This is a genomic window from Mycobacterium cajalii (assembly GCF_045809005.2).
GTDB lineage: Bacteria > Actinomycetota > Actinomycetes > Mycobacteriales > Mycobacteriaceae > Mycobacterium.
The window spans coordinates 317740-336067 of sequence record NZ_CM141436.1; the positions used below are offsets into that span (position 1 = coordinate 317740).

The following is an 18328-nucleotide window of genomic DNA, read 5'->3' on the forward strand; positions in this document are numbered from 1 at the left end:
AGGGACTTGTCACGGGACCTTCGAGGCCATAGTGTGACCTACACAACACCATGTTTAATCAAATATCAAACTGGCGCAAGCGGTGCGCGAGTGAGGGGAAGGCGTTGAGTTGACCGCGCAATTGGCCGGCCACCGGACACAGGCCGCACAGGCCCACGATCGGGCGCACGAACAGCCCTACCGGGCCCGCAGGCAGAACTGGGTCAACCAACTCGAGCGGCACGCGCTGATGCAGCCGAACGCGACCGCGCTGCGGTTCCTCGGCAGGACGGTGACGTGGGACGAACTGCACCGCCGCGTCTCGGCGCTGGCCGGCGCGCTGAGCCGTCGCGGCGTCGGCTTCGGCGACCGGGTCATGATCCTGATGCTCAACCGCACCGAATTCGTCGAGGCGGTGCTGGCGGCCAACATGCTCGGCGCCATCGCCGTCCCGCTGAACTTCCGACTCACCCCGTCCGAGATCGCCCTCCTCGTCGAGGACTGCGAGGCGCGGGTCGTCATCACCGAGTCGGTGCTGGCCCCGGTGGCCACCGGGGTTCGTGACATCCAGCCCCTGCTGGCGACGGTCGTCGTCGCGGGCGGCCCGGCCGAGGGTTCCGCCGACAACGGGGTGCTGGGCTACGAGGACCTCGTCGGCGAGACCGGTGACGCCCACCCGCCGGTGGACGTCCCGAACGAGACGCCCGCGCTGATCATGTACACCTCCGGCACCACCGGCCGCCCGAAGGGCGCCGTGCTGACGCATGCCAACCTGACCGGCCAGACGATGACCGGCCTCTACACCATGGGCGCCAGCATCAACGACGACGTCGGCTTCATCGGCGTCCCGTTCTTCCACATCGCCGGAATCGGCAACATGCTGACCGGGATGCTGCTGGGCACACCGACGGTGATCTACCCGCTCGGCGCCTTCGAGCCCGGGCAGCTGCTCGACGTGCTGGAGGCCGAGCGGGTCACCGGCATCTTCCTGGTCCCGGCGCAGTGGCAGGCCGTGTGCGCCGAGCAGCGGGCGCGGCCCCGCGACCTGAAACTGCGGGTGATCTCGTGGGGCGCCGCGCCGGCGCCGGACGCGCTGCTGCGGGAGATGTCGGCGACCTTCCCGGGGGCCCAGATCCTGGCCGCGTTCGGCCAGACCGAGATGTCGCCGGTGACGTGCATGCTGCTGGGCGAGGACGCGATCCGCAAGCGCGGCTCGGTCGGCAAGGTGATCCCGACGGTCGCCGCCCGCGTCGTCGACGAGAACATGAACGACGTGCCGGTCGGTGAGGTCGGCGAGATCGTCTACCGGGCGCCCACGCTGATGAGCGGCTACTGGAACAACCCGGAGGCCACGGCCGAGGCGTTCGCCGGCGGCTGGTTTCATTCCGGGGACCTCGTCCGCATGGACGCCGACGGCTACGTCTGGGTCGTCGACCGCAAGAAGGACATGATCATCTCCGGCGGCGAGAACATCTACTGCGCCGAGGTCGAGAACGTCCTGGCCGGCCACGAGCGCATCGTCGAGGTCGCCGTGATCGGGCGCGCCCACGACAAGTGGGGCGAGGTGCCGATCGCGGTCGTTGCCGTCACCGGTGAGCATCTGCGGCTCGACGAGCTCGACGAGTTCCTGACCGAACGGCTGGCGCGCTACAAGCATCCCAAGGCGCTCGAAATCGTCGACGCCTTGCCGCGCAATCCCGCCGGCAAGGTGCTCAAGACCGAACTGCGGGTTCGCTACGGAACCCTGGAGACATCTCGAATGCGTTCCACAACAACGGATTCCATCAGTGAAGAGGGGGATTGGCGGAAACTGTAACGTTTGCCCACTGTTGACGAAGGGTTAATTGTGCAGATGCGGTTCACACGTGCATGGCCATCGGGTACATTCCTGTGGTCCCGGTTACTACTGGCGAGTAGATAGCCGATGGTCACACACGTGGAGTCTGGGCGAGGAGGGGGCGTGCGACACGATCCGCGGGGGTCTCGCCGGGCAGGCGGGACCGGCGTGAGGGTCTCGTGGTGACGTCAACTTCGACGAACCGGCGCGGCACCTACCTGGTCGGCTACCTCCGCGACCAGATGCAGACGCCGATGACGGTGATCGGCGGATTCTTCCGGATGTGCGTGCTGACCGGACAGGCCTTGTTCCGCTGGCCGTTCCAGTGGCGTGAGTTCGTCCTGCAGTGCTGGTTCATCATGCGGGTGGCGTTCCTGCCGACGATCATGGTGTCGATCCCGCTGACCGTGCTGCTGATCTTCACCCTCAACGTTCTGCTGGCCCAGTTCGGCGCGGCCGACCTGTCCGGGGCGGGCGCGGCGATCGGCGCGGTCACCCAGCTGGGCCCGTTGACCACGGTGCTGGTGGTGGCCGGCGCGGGGTCGACGGCGATCTGCGCGGACCTGGGCGCCCGCACCATCCGCGAGGAGATCGACGCGATGGAGGTGCTCGGCATCGACCCGATCCACCGCCTGGTGGTGCCGCGGGTGATCGCCGCGACCCTGGTCGCCACGCTGCTCAACGGGCTGGTGATCACCGTCGGCCTGGTCGGCGGATACCTGTTCGGGGTCTACCTGCAGAACGTGTCCGGGGGCGCATATCTGGCCACGCTGACCACCATCACCGGGCTGCCCGAGGTGGTCATCGCGACCGTCAAGGCGGCCACGTTCGGCCTGATCGCCGGACTGGTCGGCTGCTACCGGGGGCTGACCGTGCGCGGTGGCTCCAAGGGCCTGGGCACCGCGGTGAACGAGACGGTGGTGCTGTGCGTGGTCGCGTTGTACGCGGTCAACGTGGTGCTGACCACCATCGGTGTGCGGTTCGGGACGGGGCACTGACATGTCGACATCTGCTGTGCTGCGCTCCCGCTTCCCGCGGGCGGTGGAGAACCTCAACCGCTACGGCGGGGCCGCCGGGCGCGCGGTCGACGACATCGGGCAGATGGGATGGTTCGGGGCCCAGGCCGTCGGGCACATGCCGCACGCGCTGCGCAACTACCGCAAGGAGACGCTGCGGCTGATCGCCCAGATCGGCATGGGGACCGGTGCGATGGCCGTGATCGGCGGCACGGTGGCGATCGTCGGTTTCGTGACGCTCTCGGGTAGCTCGCTGGTCGCCATCCAGGGGTTCGCTTCGCTGGGCAACATCGGCGTCGAGGCGTTCACCGGGTTCTTCGCCGCGCTGATCAACGTGCGCATCGCCGCCCCGGTGGTGACCGGCATCGCGATGGCGGCCACCGTCGGCGCCGGGGCGACCGCGGAACTCGGCGCCATGCGCATCAGCGAGGAGATCGACGCCCTGGAAGTGATGGGCATCAAGTCGATCTCGTTTCTGGCCAGCACCCGGATCATGGCCGGGCTGGTGGTGATCATCCCGCTGTACTCGCTGGCGATGATCATGTCGTTCCTGTCCCCCCAGATCACCACCACGGTGTTCTACGGGCAGTCCCACGGCACCTACGAGCATTACTTCCGTACCTTCTTGCGCCCCGACGACGTGTTCTGGTCGTTCCTGGAGGCCATCATCATCACCGCGGTGGTGATGATCACCCACTGCTTCTACGGGTATGAGGCCGGCGGCGGACCGGTCGGCGTCGGCGAGGCCGTCGGCCGGTCGATGCGCTTCTCGCTGGTCTCGGTGCAGGTTGTCGTGTTGTCGGCCGCGCTGGCGCTCTACGGCGTCAACCCGAACTTCGCGCTGACGGTGTAGCCGCCATGCCCGCCCAGATCAACAAGCCGCACAACCCGCCCTACAAACTGGCCGGGGTGGCGGTGCTGGTCGCGGCCGTGGTGGCCGGCGCGTTGGTGTACGGGCAGTTTCGCGGTGATTTCACGCCGAAGACGAAGTTGACGATGCTGGCCTCGCGGGCGGGGCTGGTGATGGATCCGGGGTCGAAGGTCACCTACAACGGGGTGCAGATCGGCTTGGTGGCCGACATCGCCGAGACGCAGCACGACGGCAAGCCGGCGGCGAAGTTCACCTTGGACGTCTATCCGCGGTATCTGCATCTGATCCCGGCCAACGTGACCGCCAACATCGAGGCGACCACGGTGTTCGGTGGGAAGTACGTGTCGTTGACGACGCCGAAAAACCCTTCGCCGCAACGGATCACGCCGTCGATGGTGATCGACGCGCGCGGTGTGACGACCGAGATCAACACGTTGTTCCAGACGATCACCTCGCTTGCCGAGCGGGTGGATCCGGTGAAGGTGAACCTGACCTTGAGCGCGGCCGCGCAGGCGCTCTCGGGGCTGGGGGAGAAGTTCGGGCAGTCGATCGTCAAGGGCAACGCGGTGCTCGACGACGTGAACCCGCAGATGCCCCAGATCCGCGACGATGTGCGGAAGTTGGCGGATCTGGGCGACACCTATGCCAACGCCTCGCCGGATCTGTTCGATTTCCTGAGCAACGCGGTCATCACCTCGCGCACCCTCAACGCCCAGCAGAAGGACCTGGATCAGGCGTTGCTGTCGGCGGCGGGCTTTGGTAACACCGGTGCGGAGCTGTTCGACAAGGGCGGGCCGTATCTGGCGCGTGGGGCCAAGGACCTGGTGCCCACCGCGCAGCTGCTGGACACCTACAGCCCCGAGATCTACTGCACGTTGCGCAACTACCACGACATGGAGCCCAAGGTCGCCGCATTCCTCGGCGGTAACGGCTACTCGCAGAACACCCACACCGAGGCGCTGTCCGGGCTGGGGTTGGTGCTCAACCCGCTGTCGCTGGTCGCCTCGGCCGTGCTGACGATGGGCCTGGGCGGCATCGCCGGCGTGGTCGGCGGCGCGCCCAATCCCTACATGTACCCGGAGAACCTGCCGCGGGTGAACGCTCACGGGGGACCGGGCGGCGCCCCGGGCTGCTGGCAGCAGATCACCCGCGACCTGTGGCCGGCGCCCGAGCTGGTCATGGACACCGGCAACAGCATCGCACCGTACAACCACCTCGACACCGGTTCGCCGTATGCGATCGAGTACGTCTGGGGCCGCCAGGTAGGGGATAACACGATCAACCCATGAAAATCACCGGTACCCTCGTCCGACTCGGCATCTTCTCGTTGGTGCTGCTGCTGTTCACCGCGATGATCATCGTGGTGTTCGGCCAGATGCGCTTCGACCGGACATACGGGTATTCGGCCGAATTCAGCAACATCAGCGGGTTGCGGGCCGGCCAGTTCGTCCGGGCCTCCGGGGTGGAGGTCGGCAAGGTCAGCTCGGTGCACCTGGTCGACGGCGGCAAGCGGGCGCGGGTCGACTTCGCCGTCGACCGCTCGATCCCGCTGTATCAGTCCACGACCGCGCAGATCCGCTACCTGAACCTGATCGGTGACCGTTACCTCGAACTCAAACGCGGCGCAGGCGAGGGCGCCGAGAAGGTCCTGCCGCCCGGCGGGTTCATCCCGCTGTCGCGCACGTCGCCGGCACTGGACCTCGACGCGCTGATCGGCGGATTCAAACCCCTGTTCCGGGCGCTGGACCCGGAGAAGGTCAACACCATCGCCACCACGCTGATCACGGTGTTCCAGGGTCAGGGCGGCACCATCAACGACATCCTCGACCACACCGCGCAACTGACGTCGCAGCTCGGCGAGCGCGACCAGGCGATCGGCGAGGTGGTCAAGAACCTCAACATCGTCCTGGACACGACGGTCCGGCACCGCCAGCAATTCGACCAGACGATCAACAACCTCGAGGTGCTGATCACCGGCCTCAACGACCACCGCCAGCAGCTGGCCGGCGGGACCGCGCACATCAGCAACGCCGCCGGAACCGTGGCCGACCTGCTGGCCGAGGACCGTGCCCTGCTGCACAAGACCCTCAACAACCTGGACGCGATCCAGCAGCCCCTCATCGACCAGCGCGAGCAACTGAACGACTACCTGCACAAGGTGCCGACGGCCCTGAACATGATCGGACGCGCCATCGGCTCCTACGGGGACTTCGTGAACTACTACGCCTGCGACATCACGCTCAAGCTCAACGGGCTGCAGCCCGGCGGGCCGGTCCGCACGGTCCGGCTCTTCCAGCAGCCGACGGGGAGGTGCACCCCGCAATGAGAAGCCTCGAACCCGCCAACCGGCCCCGGATCGGCCTCATGGGCATCCTGGTCATGCTGCTCGTCCTCGGCGTGGGCCAGAGCTTCACCAGCGTTCCGATGCTGTTCGCCAGGCCCAGCTACTACGGGCAGTTCACCGATTCCGGTGGCATCAGCACCGGCGACAAGGTCCGCATCGCGGGCATGGACGTCGGCAAGGTCGAGGGCCTGAAGATCGACGGCGACCACGTGCTGATGAAGTTCTCGATCGGGACCAACACCATCGGCACCGAGAGCCGGCTGGCCATCAAGACCGACACGATCCTCGGCAAAAAGATCATGGAAATCGAGACGAGGGGTTCGGAGCGGCTGCGGCCCGGGTCCACTCTGCCGATCGGCCAGAGCACCACCCCGTACCAGATCTACGACGCGTTCTTCGACGTCACCAAGGCCGCCTCCGGCTGGGACATCGACACGGTCAAGACGTCGCTGCACGTGCTGTCGCAGACCATCGACCAGACCTACCCGCACCTCAGCGCCGCGCTGGACGGCGTCGCCAAGTTCTCCGACACCATCGGCAAGCGCGACGACCAGATCAAGCACCTACTGGCCCAGGCAAACCAGGTGGCCGGCGTCCTGGGTGACCGCAGCGAGCAGGTCGACCGGCTGTTGGTCAACACCAAGACACTGCTGGCGGCCTTCAACGAACGCGGCCAGGCCATCAACGCGCTGCTGGGCAACATCGCGGCCTTCTCCGAGCAGGTCAAGGGGCTGATCAACGACAACCCCAACCTCAACCACGTGCTCGAACAGCTTCACCAGATCAGCGACATTTTGGTGCAGCGCAAAGACGACATCGCCACGGGGTTCACCGAGGTCGGCCACTTCCTGCCCTCGCTGAATGAGGCCATCGCGTCGGGACCGTTCTTCAAGGTGGTCCTGCACAATCTGGCCCTGTATCAGATCGTTCAGCCCTGGGTCGACGCGGCGTTCAAGAAGCGCGGCATCGACCCGGAGAACTTCTGGCGCAGCGCCGGGCTGCCGGCCTACCGGTTCCCCGACCCCAACGGCACCCGCTTCGCCAACGGCGCTCCACCACCGGCTCCCCCGGTGCTCGAGGGCACCCCGGACCATCCGGGACCGGCCGTCCCGCCCGGTTCGCCGTGCTCCTATACGCCGGCCGCCGACGCGTTGCCCCGGCCCGACAACCCGCTGCCCTGCGCGGGCGCGATCACCGGACCGTTCGGTGGCCCGGGCTTCCCGGCACCGATCGACGTGCAGACGTCGGCGCCGAACCCCGACGGCCTGCCGCCCACGCCGGGCATCCCGATCGCCGGACGCCCCGGTGACCCGCCGCCGGACGTTCCCGGCACCCCGGTGCCGCTGCCGACGCAGGCACCGCCGGGCGCGCGCACCGAGAACCTCGCGCCGGCGGGCCCGGTACCGCCGCCGTCGACGTTCGCCCCGGGCCTGCCGCCCGGACCGCCGGCCCCGCCCGGGCCCGGCGAGCAACTACCGGCGCCGTTCATCAACCCCGGCGGCACCGGCGGCAGCGGTGCGGCGGGGGGAGGTAGCCAGAATTGAGCACCATCTTTGACATCCGCAATCTGAGACTGCCCAAGCTGTCGCGGGCGTCGGTCATCATCGGGTCGCTGGTGGTGATGCTGGCCCTGGTCGCGGGGTACGTCGGCTTCCGGCTGTACCAGAAGCTGACCAACAACACCGTGGTGGCCTATTTTCCCGACGCCAACGCCCTCTATCCCGGCGACAAGGTCCAGATCATGGGCCTGCAGGTGGGGTCGATCGACAAGATCGAGCCGGCCGGCGACAAGATGAAGGTGACCTTCCACTACGAGAACAAGTACAAGGTTCCGGCCAACGCCTCCGCGGTGATCCTCAACCCGACCCTGGTGGCCTCGCGGGCGATCCAGCTGGAGCCGGCCTACAAGGGTGGCCCGGTGCTGGCCGACAACGCGGTGATCCCCGAGAACCGCACCCAGGTGCCGGTGGAATGGGATCAACTGCGCGACAGCGTCACCAACATCGTGTCCAAGCTGGGCCCCACCAAGGAGCAACCGACCGGGCCGTTCGGCGAGGTCATTACGGCCTACGCCGACGGGCTGGCCGGCAAGGGCAAGCAGCTCAACACCACGCTCAACAGCCTGTCGCAGGCGTTGACCGCGCTCAACGAGGGCCGCGGCGACTTCTTCGCGGTGGTGCGCAGCCTGGCGCTGTTCGTCAACGCGCTGCACGCCGACGACCAGCAGTTCGTCGCGCTGAACCAGAACCTGGCCGACTTCACCACCCGGCTCGCCAGCTCCGACGGGGCCCTGGCCAACGCGGTGCAGCAGTTCGACGGCCTGCTGGCCGCGGTGCGCCCGTACCTGAAGCAGAACCGGCAGGTGTTCGCCAAGGACATCGACAACCTGGCGACCGTGACGAACACGCTGCTGCAACCGGATTCCCTCAACGGGCTGGAGACCTTCCTGCACGTCGGTCCGACCGCATTGTCGAACGTCAACCAGGTCTATCACCCGTCGCACGGATCGGTCGTCGCCGTCACCGCGATCTCCAACTTCGCCAACCCGATGCAGTTCATCTGCAGCGCGATCCAGGCCGGCAGCCGGCTGGGCTACCAGGAGTCGGCCGAGTTGTGCGCGCAGTACCTCGCGCCGATCCTGGACGCGATCAAGTTCAACTACCCGCCGTTCGGGTTGAACCTGTTCAGCACCGCCGAGGTGCTGCCCAAGGAGGTCGCCTACTCCGAGCCGCGGCTGCAGCCGCCCGACGGGTACAAGGACACCACCGTCCCGGGCATCTGGGTGCCCGATACGCCGACGTCGCACCGCAACACCCAGCCGGGCTGGATCGTGGCCCCCGGGATGCAAGGGCAACAGGTGGGGCCGGTCACGGCCGGGCTGTTGACCCCGGACTCGCTGGCCGAACTCATGGGTGGCCCCGACATCGCGCCGGTCCAGTCCGACCTGCAGACCCCGCCGGGGCCGCCGAACGCCTACGACGAGAACCCGATCCTGCCCCCGATAGGGCTCAACGCGCCGCAGGTGCCCATACCGCCCCCGCCGCCGGGCCCGGGCGTGGTCCCGGGTCCCGTCGCGCCGACACCGGCGCCCGTCGCCGCGGGGCTGGGCCAATGAGGGGAACGATGAGCGCGCTGCGCGCGAAGAGTGCACCGAATCGTCGGGTTCCGAGGGGAACGATGAGCGCGCTGCGCGCGAAGAGTGCACCGAATCGTCGGGTTCCGAGGGGAACGATGAGCGCGCTGCGCGCGATCCGCCACCGCTCCTGGCAGGCCCTCGCGCTGGGCGTGGCCGCGCTGATGCTCAGCTCGTGCGGCTGGAAGGGGATCGCCAACGTCGCAATCCCGGGCGGGCCGGGCACCGGGGCGAACTCCTACACCGTCTACGTGCAGATGCCCGACACGCTGGCAATCAACGGCAACAGCAAGGTGATGGTCGCCGACGTCTACGTCGGGTCCATCCGGGCGATCCAGCTGAAGAACTGGGTGGCCACGCTGACGCTCGGGATCGACAAGAGCGTCAAGCTGCCCAAGAACGCCACCGCCAAGATCGGGCAGACCTCCCTGCTGGGCTCCCAGCACGTGGAGCTGGCCGCACCGCCCAACCCGTCGTCGCAGCTGCTGAAGGACGGCGACACCATCCCGCTCAAGCACTCGTCGGCGTTTCCCACCACCGAGCAGACGCTGGCCAGCCTCGCGCTGATCCTGCGCGGGGGCGGCATTCCGAACCTGGAGGTGCTGCAGAACGAGGTCTACAACATCCTCAACGGCCGCGGTGACCAGATCCGCTCGTTCCTGGGCAAGCTGGACACCTTCACCACCCGGCTCGACGAACAGCGCCACGACATCACCCACGCGATCGACTCGACGAACCGGCTGCTGGCCTACGTGGCCGGGCGCGCCGACGTCCTCGACCGGGTGCTGACGGACGTCCCGCCGCTGCTCAAGCATTTCGCCGACACCAAGAACCTGCTGATCGACGCCACCGACGCGGTGGGACGGCTCAGCCAGTCCGCCAACCAGTACCTGTCGGAGGCGCGCGGGCCGCTGCACGAGGACCTGCAGGCGCTGCAATGCCCGCTCAAGGAGCTGGGACGGGGCTCGCCGTACCTGATCGGCGCGCTGAAGCTGATCCTGACCCAGCCGTTCGACATCGACACGGTGCCGAAGATCTTCCGCGGGGACTACCTCAACATCTCGCTGACGCTGGACCTGACCTACAGCGCCATCGACAACGCGTTCCTCACCGGCACCGGACTGTCGGGATCGCTGCGCGCTCTCGAGCAGTCGTTCGGGCGCGATCCCGAGACGATGATCCCCGACGTCCGCTACACGCCGAACCCGAACGACGCGCCCGGCGGGCCGCTGGTGGAGAGGGGGGACCGGAATTGCTGACCCCCTTCGTCAAACGCCAACTGGTCGCGTTCGGGATCATGACGGTGATCTCGCTGCTGGTGCTGGGTGTCTACTACCTGCAGATCCCCAGCCTGGTCGGCATCGGCCGGTACACGCTGCAAGCCGACCTACCCTCCTCGGGCGGGTTGTATCCCACGGCCAACGTGACCTATCGCGGCATCACGATCGGCAAGGTCACCGACGTCGAGCCCACCGAGCGGGGCGCCCACGCGACGATGAGCATCGACAGTCGCTACAAGATCCCGGTCGACGCCGTCGCCAACGTGCACTCGGTGTCGGCGGTCGGTGAGCAGTACCTGGACCTCGTGTCGACCGGCCACCCCGGCAAGTACCTCGCGCCCGGGCAGACGATCACCAAGGGCACTGTGCCGGCCGCGATCGGGCCGGCGCTGGACACCGCCTACAAGGGCCTGGCCGCGCTGCCCAAGGACAAGATCAGCCAGCTGCTCGACGAGACCGCACAGTCGGTCGGCGGCCTCGGCCCGGCCCTGCAGCGGCTGGTCGACTCCACCCAGGCGATCGTCGGAGACTTCAAGACCAACATCACCGACGTCAACGACATCATCCAGAACTCCGGGCCGCTGATCGACAGCCAGGTCAAGTCCGGGGACGCGATCGAGCGCTGGGCACACAACCTGAACAAGCTGGCCGCGCAGACCGCCCAGCAGGATCAGAGCCTGCGCAGCGTGTTGCGCCAGGCGGCGCCCACCGCTGATCAGGTCAACGAGGTCTTCGGCGACGTCCGGGAGTCGCTACCCCAGACGCTGGCCAACCTCGAGGTCGTCTTCGACCTGCTCAAGCGGTACCACGCCGGCGTGGAGCAGGTGTTGGTGTTCCTGCCGCAGGGCGCCTCGATCGCCCAGGCGGTCGCCGCGCCGAACCCCGGCATGGCCGACCTGGACCTGGCGCTGTCGATCAACCAACCACCCCCGTGCCTGACCGGCTTCATCCCGGCGTCGCAATGGCGGTCCCCGGCCGACACCAGCCTGCAGCCGCTGCCGTCGGGCACGTACTGCAAGATCCCGATGGACACCCCGGCCAACAGCGTGCGCGGGTCGCGCAACATCCCCTGTGTCGACGTGCCCGGCAAGCGGGCCGCCACGCCCCGGGAATGCCGCGACCCCAAGCCCTACGTCCCCGCGGGAACCAACCCCTGGTACGGCGACCCCAACCAGACCCTGACCTGCCCAGCACCCGCGGCCCGCTGCGACCAGCCGGTCAAACCGGGCATGGTGATCCCGGCGCCGACGGTCAACAACGGCCTGAACCCGGCGCCGTCGGACCACGTAGCCGGCACCCCCCCGCCTACCAGTGACCCGCTGACGCGGCCCGGGACCGGTTCGGTGGAGTGCAACGGGCAGCAGCCCAACCCGTGCGTCTACACTCCGGGCGGGCCACCCTCGGCGGTCTACAGTCCCCAGAGCGGCGAACTGGTAGGGCCCGACGGAGTCAAGTACTCCGTCGAAAACTCGACCAAAACAGGAGACGACGGATGGAAGGAGATGCTGGCACCAGCCGGCTGAACCCCACCGACGCGGACGACTCGTCGCGCACCCAGGACATGACCGACGACGCCCCGGAATCCGAGGCTTCCGAAGCCGATCAGGACGCCCCCGAGGACTCGGCGGCGCCCGCCGATGACCAGGTGCCGCGCGGCCCGTCGCGGCTGGGCCGGGGCTGGGTGGCCGGCATCGTCGCGCTGCTGCTCGTGTGCGCCGGCGCCGTCGGGGCCGGCGGTTATTTCGCGTTGCGTTTCCACCGGGAGGCCCTGGCCATCGCCCGCGAGGACGCGGCCGCGCTGAAGGCGGCGGTGGAGTGCGTGTCGGCGACGCAGGCGCCGGACCCCAACGCGATGGCGGCGAGCGAGCAGAAGATCATCGACTGCGGCACCGACGCCTTCCGGTCGCAGGCCCTGCTGTACACCAGCATGCTGGTGCAGGCGTATCAGGCCGCGAACGTCCACGTGCAGGTCTCGGACGTGCGGGCGGCCGTGGAGCGCACCAACAAGGACGGCTCGGTCGACGTGCTGGTCGCGATGCGCGTCAAGGTCGTCACCGACGAGACGCAGAACGAGACCGGCTACCGGCTGCGGGTGAAGATGGCGCTGGCCGAGGGCCAGTACAAGATCTCCAAGCTCGACCAGGTGACCAAGTGACGGTGGTGGTCGAGGAAACTCCCACCACGGCGGTGTCACCGGTGAACCCGTTGGCGCCGTGGCACATTCGCGCGTGCGCGATCGCGGTGGACGTCGTTCCGGGCGCCGCGGTGACGACGACGTCGGCGCTGGTGGCCATCACCGTCCGTGAGCACCCCGTGTGGTGGTGGCTGTGGCTGTCGGTCGGCGGCCTGGCGATCCTGGCGACGGCGGTCAACCGGTGGGTGCTGCCGGCCGTCACCGGCTGGAGCCTGGGCCGTGGCGTGTGCGGGATCGCGGTGGCCCGCCCGGACGGCGACGCGCCGACGGCGTGGGCGCTGCTGCTGCGGGATCTGGCCCACCTGCTCGACTCGGTCTCGGTGGTGGGATGGCTGTGGCCGCTGTGGGACTCCCGGCGCCGCACGTTCGCCGACATGGTGCTGCGCACCGAGGTGCGGCAGGTCGAGACGGATCGGCGCGCACTGCGGAGGTGGACCGCGGTGACGGTGCTCGCCGCGGCGGCGGTCTGCCTGGCGGGGTCGGCGGCCGGCTACGTGCTGGTGTACTCCCGCGAACGCGCGACCGATCGGACCGTGGCCCAGCTCGCGATCCAGGGGCCGAAGATCGTCGCACAGATGCTGACCTACGACCCGAAGTCGCTGCACGACGACTTCGCGCGCGCCCGTTCGCTGGCCACCGACAGCTACCGGGACAAGCTCGCCAAGCAGCAGGAGGTCGTGGAGAAGGGCCATCCCGTGATCAACGAATACTGGGTGACCGACAGCTCGATCCAGTCCGCGAGCCCGGACCGGGCGACGATGCTGCTCTTCATGCAGGGCCGACGCGGCGCCAGCCCCGACGAGCGGTACATCACCGCGACCGTGCGGGTGAGTTTCGCCAAAGCCAAGGGGGGCGACTGGCGCGTCGACGACCTCACCGTGCTGACCAAACCCAAACCGCCCGGGAGCGAAAAGTGAGCCCACGCAAGAGGTTTCATCCCGGCGAGGCGCCGTTGCTGGTCGGGCGCCCGGCGCCGGGGCCGCGACCCTGGGGCCTACCGGTCGCCGCGGCGATCGCCGCGCTGCTGACGGCGGCCGCGATCGCGGTGTGCAGCCTGATGCTGGTCTCCCACGAACACCACGAGCGCGCCGCGTCCAGGGACCGCGCGGTGCTCGGCTACGTGACCGGCTTCATGACGCAGTTCACCTCCATCGACCCCTTCCACGCCAACGACTACGTGTCGCGGATACTGGCCCAGGCGACCGGGGAATTCGCCAAGCAGTACAAGGAGAACGCGAACAACATCCTGCTGCAGGTGGCCCGCGCCGAACCGGCCACCGGCACCGTGCTCGACGCCGGCGTGGAACGCTGGAACGACGACGGCAGCGCCAACGTGATGGTGGCCACCGCGGTGACCTCCAAGAGCCCGGACGAGAAGCAAGTGATCGAGAACACGAACCGGTGGACGGCAACCGCGAAGCAGGAAGGGAATCAGTGGAAGATCAGCAACCTGGCTCAGGTGATCTGACCGCCGATGCGGGCGCTGTCGAGCCCGACGAGACCGCCGATGCGGGCGCTGTCGAGCCCGCCGCGGACGCCGAGCCCGCCGGCGAGGAGGCGACGGCCCTCGAAGACGGCGCCCCGGAGGGCCCCGTCCGGACCAGGCGTCCGGCCGGCAGGCGCCTTGCCGCCGCCGTCGCGGTCGCGGCGTTGCTGTTCGTCGGGTCCGCCGCGTTCGCCGGGGCGGCGGTGCAGCCCTACCTGACCGACCGCGCGACCGCCGCCACCAAGATCGAGGTGGCGCGGACCGCGGCCAACGCGATCACCACGCTGTGGACCTACACGCCGGAGAACATGAGCTCCCTCGCCGATCGCGCGTCGCGCTACCTCAGCGGCGATTTCGAGGCCCAGTACCGCAAGTTCGTCGACGCGATCGTGGCCCCCAACAAGCAGGCCAAGGTGACCAACAGCACCGAGGTCACCGGCGCGGCGGTCGAATCGCTGGAGGGTCCCAACGCCGTCGTCATCGTCTACACGAACACCACGTCGACCAGCCCGCTGACCAAGAACATCCCGGCGCTGAAGTACCTGTCCTACCGGTTGTTCATGAAGCGCACCGGCGGGCACTGGCTGGTGACCAGGATGACGACCATCACCTCGCTGGACCTGACACCGCACGTGTAGCGCGGCGCCGGTTAGTTGAACGCGAGCCAGCTGGGCAGCGCCCGTTCGTGGGAGTCGCACAGCACCTGCCGGGTGTCGCAGGAACCCCGCGGCGAACCCGCGCCGGCCCACATGCCCCCGGTGTCGCGGCGCAGCACGATGGCCGACGATCCGCCGCCGTCGAGCAGGATCGCCGTGTCGCTGCCCAGGCCGCGGAACAGGTCCTGCATGTTGTCCGGTGTGTAGCTGCCCCCCTCGAAGACGTACATCTCGTCCTTCTGCCGCGCATAGGCAAGGGCGGTTCGCGCCGCGCTGGGACCGGGATCGTGCAACTGGCCGGTGTCCCCCGGGGCCAGCAGCCCGAGCCCGGACACCGCGACGAACCTCTCGTTCTTGTTGAGCAGGTCGTTGATCACCGGGGAAGCGGCGTCGTAATCCTGCTTGCTCCTGGGCGCCACCACAAAGGGTGCACGACCGGCGGGCAGGACCATCGTCGTCAGCGCGGTCCACACCCCGTCGCCGTTCGACAGGGCCGGCTTACCGGGGTAGGCCGCGTTGCCGGTGATCGGCTGGTTGGCGCGGCCCAGCCCATGGGTGTTGTCCACGAAGGCGCCCAGCGGTGAGCTGCAGCCGGTCTGGCGCCACGAGCCCGCCTGCTGCGAGCGGATGTCAAAGAAGTTGGCGTTCACCGCGATCGTCGGCTGCCCCATGCGCTGCCAGGCGTTCAGCGGCGTGTACAGCTCGGACGCCTGCCACGATCCGTCACTGGCGCGGGCACCCGGTTTGTGTTCGCACAATGCCTGGATGCCCCGATGGGTGTCGACCAGCAGGTGTGGGGTGAGTCGCGCGGAGGCGTTCTTGATGATCATCAGGTGCCCGCCGTTGTTCATCTCGTACCAGCTGCCAGCGGCGTTGAGCATCGGCGCGGGGTGGCCGGCGCCGAAGTTGTAGACCAGGTAGGTGCCCTTGGTCGCGTTGATCGCGTTGGCCAGTTGATCGCGCCCGTCGGCGGCGTGCGCGACGGGCTGTCCCGCGGTGGCGGCCGCCAGGGCGCACGCGACCGCGGCGGCGCCCAAGACCGCCAGTCGGCGCAGGCCGCCGGTCGGTGTCAGCACGGTAGCCCTTTCGGCCCTGAGGTGAACGTCAGCACTGACAGCATCAGTCACACCAGCCGCACTGTCAACTTAAGTCACGTGCGGGTGACGGTTGGGTCGCGCCCGAATTACGTTTCCTCGCTTGAGCTTTCGGGTGCGTCGGCCCCCACGCCGTCCGGCGCGGTCGCCGGCTTGTCCCCCCGGGGCCGTTGCCGCGCCTGGTGCTGGGCCTGGTGTTCCATGGCGATCGCCATCTCCACCGCCCCGTGGATGCGGTGAAAGCCCTTGCGGTCGTAGAGGTGGGTGACGACGCCGCCCAGCAACAGGCCGATAGCCAGGCCGATACCGGTCTTCCACAAAGCCTGGGACAGACCGGCATCGGCGTCACCGGCGAGATACAGCAGCGACCGCGTGCCCAGGAACACCTGGTGCATCGGCTCGAAATCGGCCAGCCAGCGGAAAAACGGCGGCACCGCCTCCAGCGGGACCGTGGCGCCGGCCGACGGCAGTCCGAGGAACACGAAGATCAACAGGCCGACCAGCAGGCCGATCGTCCCCAGCACCGAGAGCAACGACGTCGACGTGACGCCCACCGCGGCGATCGCGAACGCTCCATACGCCCACAGTTGCCAGCCGAGGTCGATGGGCATGCCGAGCCCATGGGCGATCGCCAGGTAAGCCGCCGACGTGAGCAGCGCCAGCAGCACCATGATCCCCCACTTGACCAGCAGCGTCTGGAAGCGTGAGATCTTGACCTGCTCGGCGAAGCGGTACACCGGCCCGAACTCGGCCGGCACGTAGCCGAGCAGCGCGTCCACCAGGGTGTTGACCACGATGCTGCCGGTGAAACCGGCCAGCAGCAGCAGCAGTGCGTAGTAGAAGGCCGACAGCCCGTTGCCGGTGCCGTTCGGCAGCGGGTGGTACACGACCGACTTGACGTCGATCGGGCTCGCGAGGCCCACCGCCGAGGCGCCGGAGAGCGGCGCACCCTCGGCCTGGGCCGCGACGTCGGCCGTAAGCTGTTGGCCTACTTGGCCTTCCACAACCCCCATCGCCATGATCAGGGTCTGGTTGGCGATGCTGGCGCCCAGCGTGCCCGCCCGCGGGTTGGTCGAGACGGTGATCACCGGCCGGGTCGCGTGGGTGGGCGTGACCGCACTGGCGCCGTACTCGCGCAGGCTCGAGGAGAAGGTCGGCGGTATCAGCACCTCGCCGTACACCTGGGCCCGGTCCAGCCGCTGGGTGGCTTCCTGCCTGGACAGGATCCGGACCTCGAACTTCCGGTTGTCCAGGCCCGCGACCAGACCGGCGGCTATCTGGGCGCCCGCCGGGCCGGCGTCCTCGTTGACCACCGCGATGGGGAAGTCCCGCAGGTTGGTCCTCGGATTCAGGATGCCGCCGAGGTAGAGCGCGCACAGCGCCGACATCAGCGCCAGCGTGATCAGCAGCGGTGCCAGCCAGAACCGTACGGTCCGAAGCGCCTTGATGTTCCGATCAGGGTTCGGCGCCGCGTGCTTGGCCTGCGATTGAGACATGTGGGCTCCCGTCCGTCCTGCCCACTCTAGGTCAGGGCACCCCGGCGGTGAGCAATCGCTGGGCCTGGCGCAGTGCGTCGTTCAGCGCATCCAGGGTCAGGCCGACGGGGTGGCCGAGGTGGATCTCGATCTGATACTCCGGCTGGCCGTGCTGCCCGAAGATCGGCAGCACGACGAATTCGGTTGTGGTCAAGGCGGTTTCCAGCACGTCGGTGACCGATTGCAGCGTCACCATCGTCATCAGGGTGGTGAGTTGCCGGGTCACCCGCGCCGTCGGCTCCAGCGACGCCAGCACGTCGGCCAGCCGGTGGTGCAGCGACTGGTGGGTGTCGTCGAAGCGCCACGCCCCGTAGCCGCGGGCGCGGATGTCGGCGAGTACCCGCTGCTGCTGGGCTATTTCGGCGCGGCCGAGTCGCGGCATGACCCGGTGCAGCCAGGCTCGGACGAACTCGTCGTCCCGCCAGGCCATCGCGACCAGCCCGAACGGCGGGTCGATGGGGAAGCGCTGGCCGACGGCGTGCTCACCGTCGGTGCCGTGGCCGACGGCGTCGACGGTGGTCAGGTGCTTCTCGCCGATCTTCGACATCGAGCACCCCGCACCGAGGGTCTCGTGCAGGAGCGTCAGCACCGCACGGCCGCGGTCCAGCAACGGGAACTGCCGGCGCAGGCCGTGCACCAGCCCGAACAGGCCGCTGCCCAGGGCGTAGCGGCGATCCCCCCGGCGCGTCACCCATGCGCGCCGTTCCAGCTCGGCGAGTACCAGCGCACAGGTCGAGGTGCTGATCCCGCAGACCTTCGCGACCTCGGCCGACGTCCGCCCGTCCGGCGAATCCGCCAGCGTGGCAAGCACCTCGACCACGCGCGCGGTGGGCGGTGACTTGGCGGTTGACGTATCCATGCGCGGCTTTCTAGCATCCGTCCGAAATATGAGGAAGTGCGTCC

At 68.5% G+C, this 18328-nt stretch carries 16 protein-coding genes; 13 read left to right on the forward strand and 3 right to left on the reverse strand.

The features are described from left to right. The first annotated feature begins 109 nt into the window (after positions 1 to 109). The 13 genes from fadD5 (at position 110) to ACJ512_RS01660 (ending at position 14778) form a co-directional block, all read left to right on the forward strand. Positions 110 to 1795, forward strand: coding sequence for a fatty-acid--CoA ligase FadD5 (gene fadD5, locus ACJ512_RS01600; protein ID WP_407684885.1), 1686 nt, complete (start codon positions 110 to 112; stop codon positions 1793 to 1795). Between the two features lie 263 nt (positions 1796 to 2058). Then, entirely contained in the window at positions 2059 to 2814 is a 756-nt protein-coding gene (locus ACJ512_RS01605; RefSeq protein ID WP_407684996.1) for an MlaE family ABC transporter permease, read from the forward strand. Between the two features lies 1 nt (position 2815). After that, positions 2816 to 3685 carry an MlaE family ABC transporter permease gene (locus ACJ512_RS01610; RefSeq protein ID WP_407684884.1) on the forward strand — a complete coding sequence of 290 codons (870 nt, stop codon included), beginning with the start codon at positions 2816 to 2818 and terminating at the stop codon, positions 3683 to 3685. A 5-nt stretch (positions 3686 to 3690) separates the two neighbouring features. Next, on the forward strand, positions 3691 to 4992 hold the full coding sequence (locus tag ACJ512_RS01615) for an MCE family protein (RefSeq protein WP_407684883.1): 1302 nt from the start codon (positions 3691 to 3693) through the stop codon (positions 4990 to 4992). After that, the gene (locus ACJ512_RS01620; protein WP_407684882.1) at positions 4989 to 6029 is read left to right on the forward strand and encodes a virulence factor Mce family protein; all 1041 of its coding nucleotides are present in this window, start codon (positions 4989 to 4991) and stop codon (positions 6027 to 6029) included. The genes ACJ512_RS01615 and ACJ512_RS01620 overlap by 4 nt, the downstream gene beginning before the upstream one ends. Then, on the forward strand, positions 6026 to 7591 hold the full coding sequence (locus tag ACJ512_RS01625; RefSeq protein WP_407684881.1) for a virulence factor Mce family protein: 1566 nt from the start codon (positions 6026 to 6028) through the stop codon (positions 7589 to 7591). The genes ACJ512_RS01620 and ACJ512_RS01625 overlap by 4 nt, the downstream gene beginning before the upstream one ends. Further along, positions 7588 to 9162 (forward strand): virulence factor Mce family protein, encoded by a 1575-nt coding sequence (locus tag ACJ512_RS01630; RefSeq protein WP_407684880.1) that lies wholly within the window; start codon positions 7588 to 7590, stop codon positions 9160 to 9162. Before ACJ512_RS01625 ends, ACJ512_RS01630 begins: the two co-directional genes overlap by 4 nt. 116 nt (positions 9163 to 9278) lie before the next feature. Continuing rightward, positions 9279 to 10439, forward strand: a complete 1161-nt coding sequence (locus ACJ512_RS01635) for a virulence factor Mce family protein (protein ID WP_407684879.1) — start codon at positions 9279 to 9281, stop codon at positions 10437 to 10439. Next, positions 10433 to 11983 carry a virulence factor Mce family protein gene (locus ACJ512_RS01640; protein ID WP_407684878.1) on the forward strand — a complete coding sequence of 517 codons (1551 nt, stop codon included), beginning with the start codon at positions 10433 to 10435 and terminating at the stop codon, positions 11981 to 11983. Before ACJ512_RS01635 ends, ACJ512_RS01640 begins: the two co-directional genes overlap by 7 nt. Continuing rightward, positions 11953 to 12615 (forward strand): Mce protein, encoded by a 663-nt coding sequence (locus tag ACJ512_RS01645; RefSeq protein ID WP_407684877.1) that lies wholly within the window; start codon positions 11953 to 11955, stop codon positions 12613 to 12615. Before ACJ512_RS01640 ends, ACJ512_RS01645 begins: the two co-directional genes overlap by 31 nt. Then, complete coding sequence (locus ACJ512_RS01650; protein ID WP_407684876.1) at positions 12612 to 13571, forward strand: RDD family protein; 960 nt, start codon at positions 12612 to 12614, stop codon at positions 13569 to 13571. The genes ACJ512_RS01645 and ACJ512_RS01650 overlap by 4 nt, the downstream gene beginning before the upstream one ends. Further along, entirely contained in the window at positions 13568 to 14122 is a 555-nt protein-coding gene (locus tag ACJ512_RS01655; RefSeq protein ID WP_407684875.1) for a mammalian cell entry protein, read from the forward strand. The genes ACJ512_RS01650 and ACJ512_RS01655 overlap by 4 nt, the downstream gene beginning before the upstream one ends. Beyond that, on the forward strand, positions 14089 to 14778 hold the full coding sequence (locus ACJ512_RS01660) for an Mce protein (protein WP_407684874.1): 690 nt from the start codon (positions 14089 to 14091) through the stop codon (positions 14776 to 14778). The genes ACJ512_RS01655 and ACJ512_RS01660 overlap by 34 nt, the downstream gene beginning before the upstream one ends. An 11-nt stretch (positions 14779 to 14789) precedes the next feature. Here ACJ512_RS01660 and ACJ512_RS01665 read toward each other — a convergent pair whose 3' ends face one another. Genes ACJ512_RS01665 through ACJ512_RS01675 form a run of 3 tightly spaced genes read right to left on the reverse strand, consistent with a single transcriptional unit; the run spans position 14790 to position 18284 of the window. After that, entirely contained in the window at positions 14790 to 15923 is a 1134-nt protein-coding gene (locus ACJ512_RS01665; protein ID WP_407684873.1) for a phosphodiester glycosidase family protein, read from the reverse strand. Between the two features lie 56 nt (positions 15924 to 15979). Then, positions 15980 to 17386, reverse strand: coding sequence for a YhgE/Pip domain-containing protein (locus tag ACJ512_RS01670; protein WP_407684872.1), 1407 nt, complete (start codon positions 17384 to 17386; stop codon positions 15980 to 15982). 31 nt (positions 17387 to 17417) lie between these two features. Beyond that, positions 17418 to 18284, reverse strand: a complete 867-nt coding sequence (locus tag ACJ512_RS01675) for a MarR family transcriptional regulator (RefSeq protein WP_407684871.1) — start codon at positions 18282 to 18284, stop codon at positions 17418 to 17420. Between the last annotated feature and the right edge of the window lie 44 nt (positions 18285 to 18328).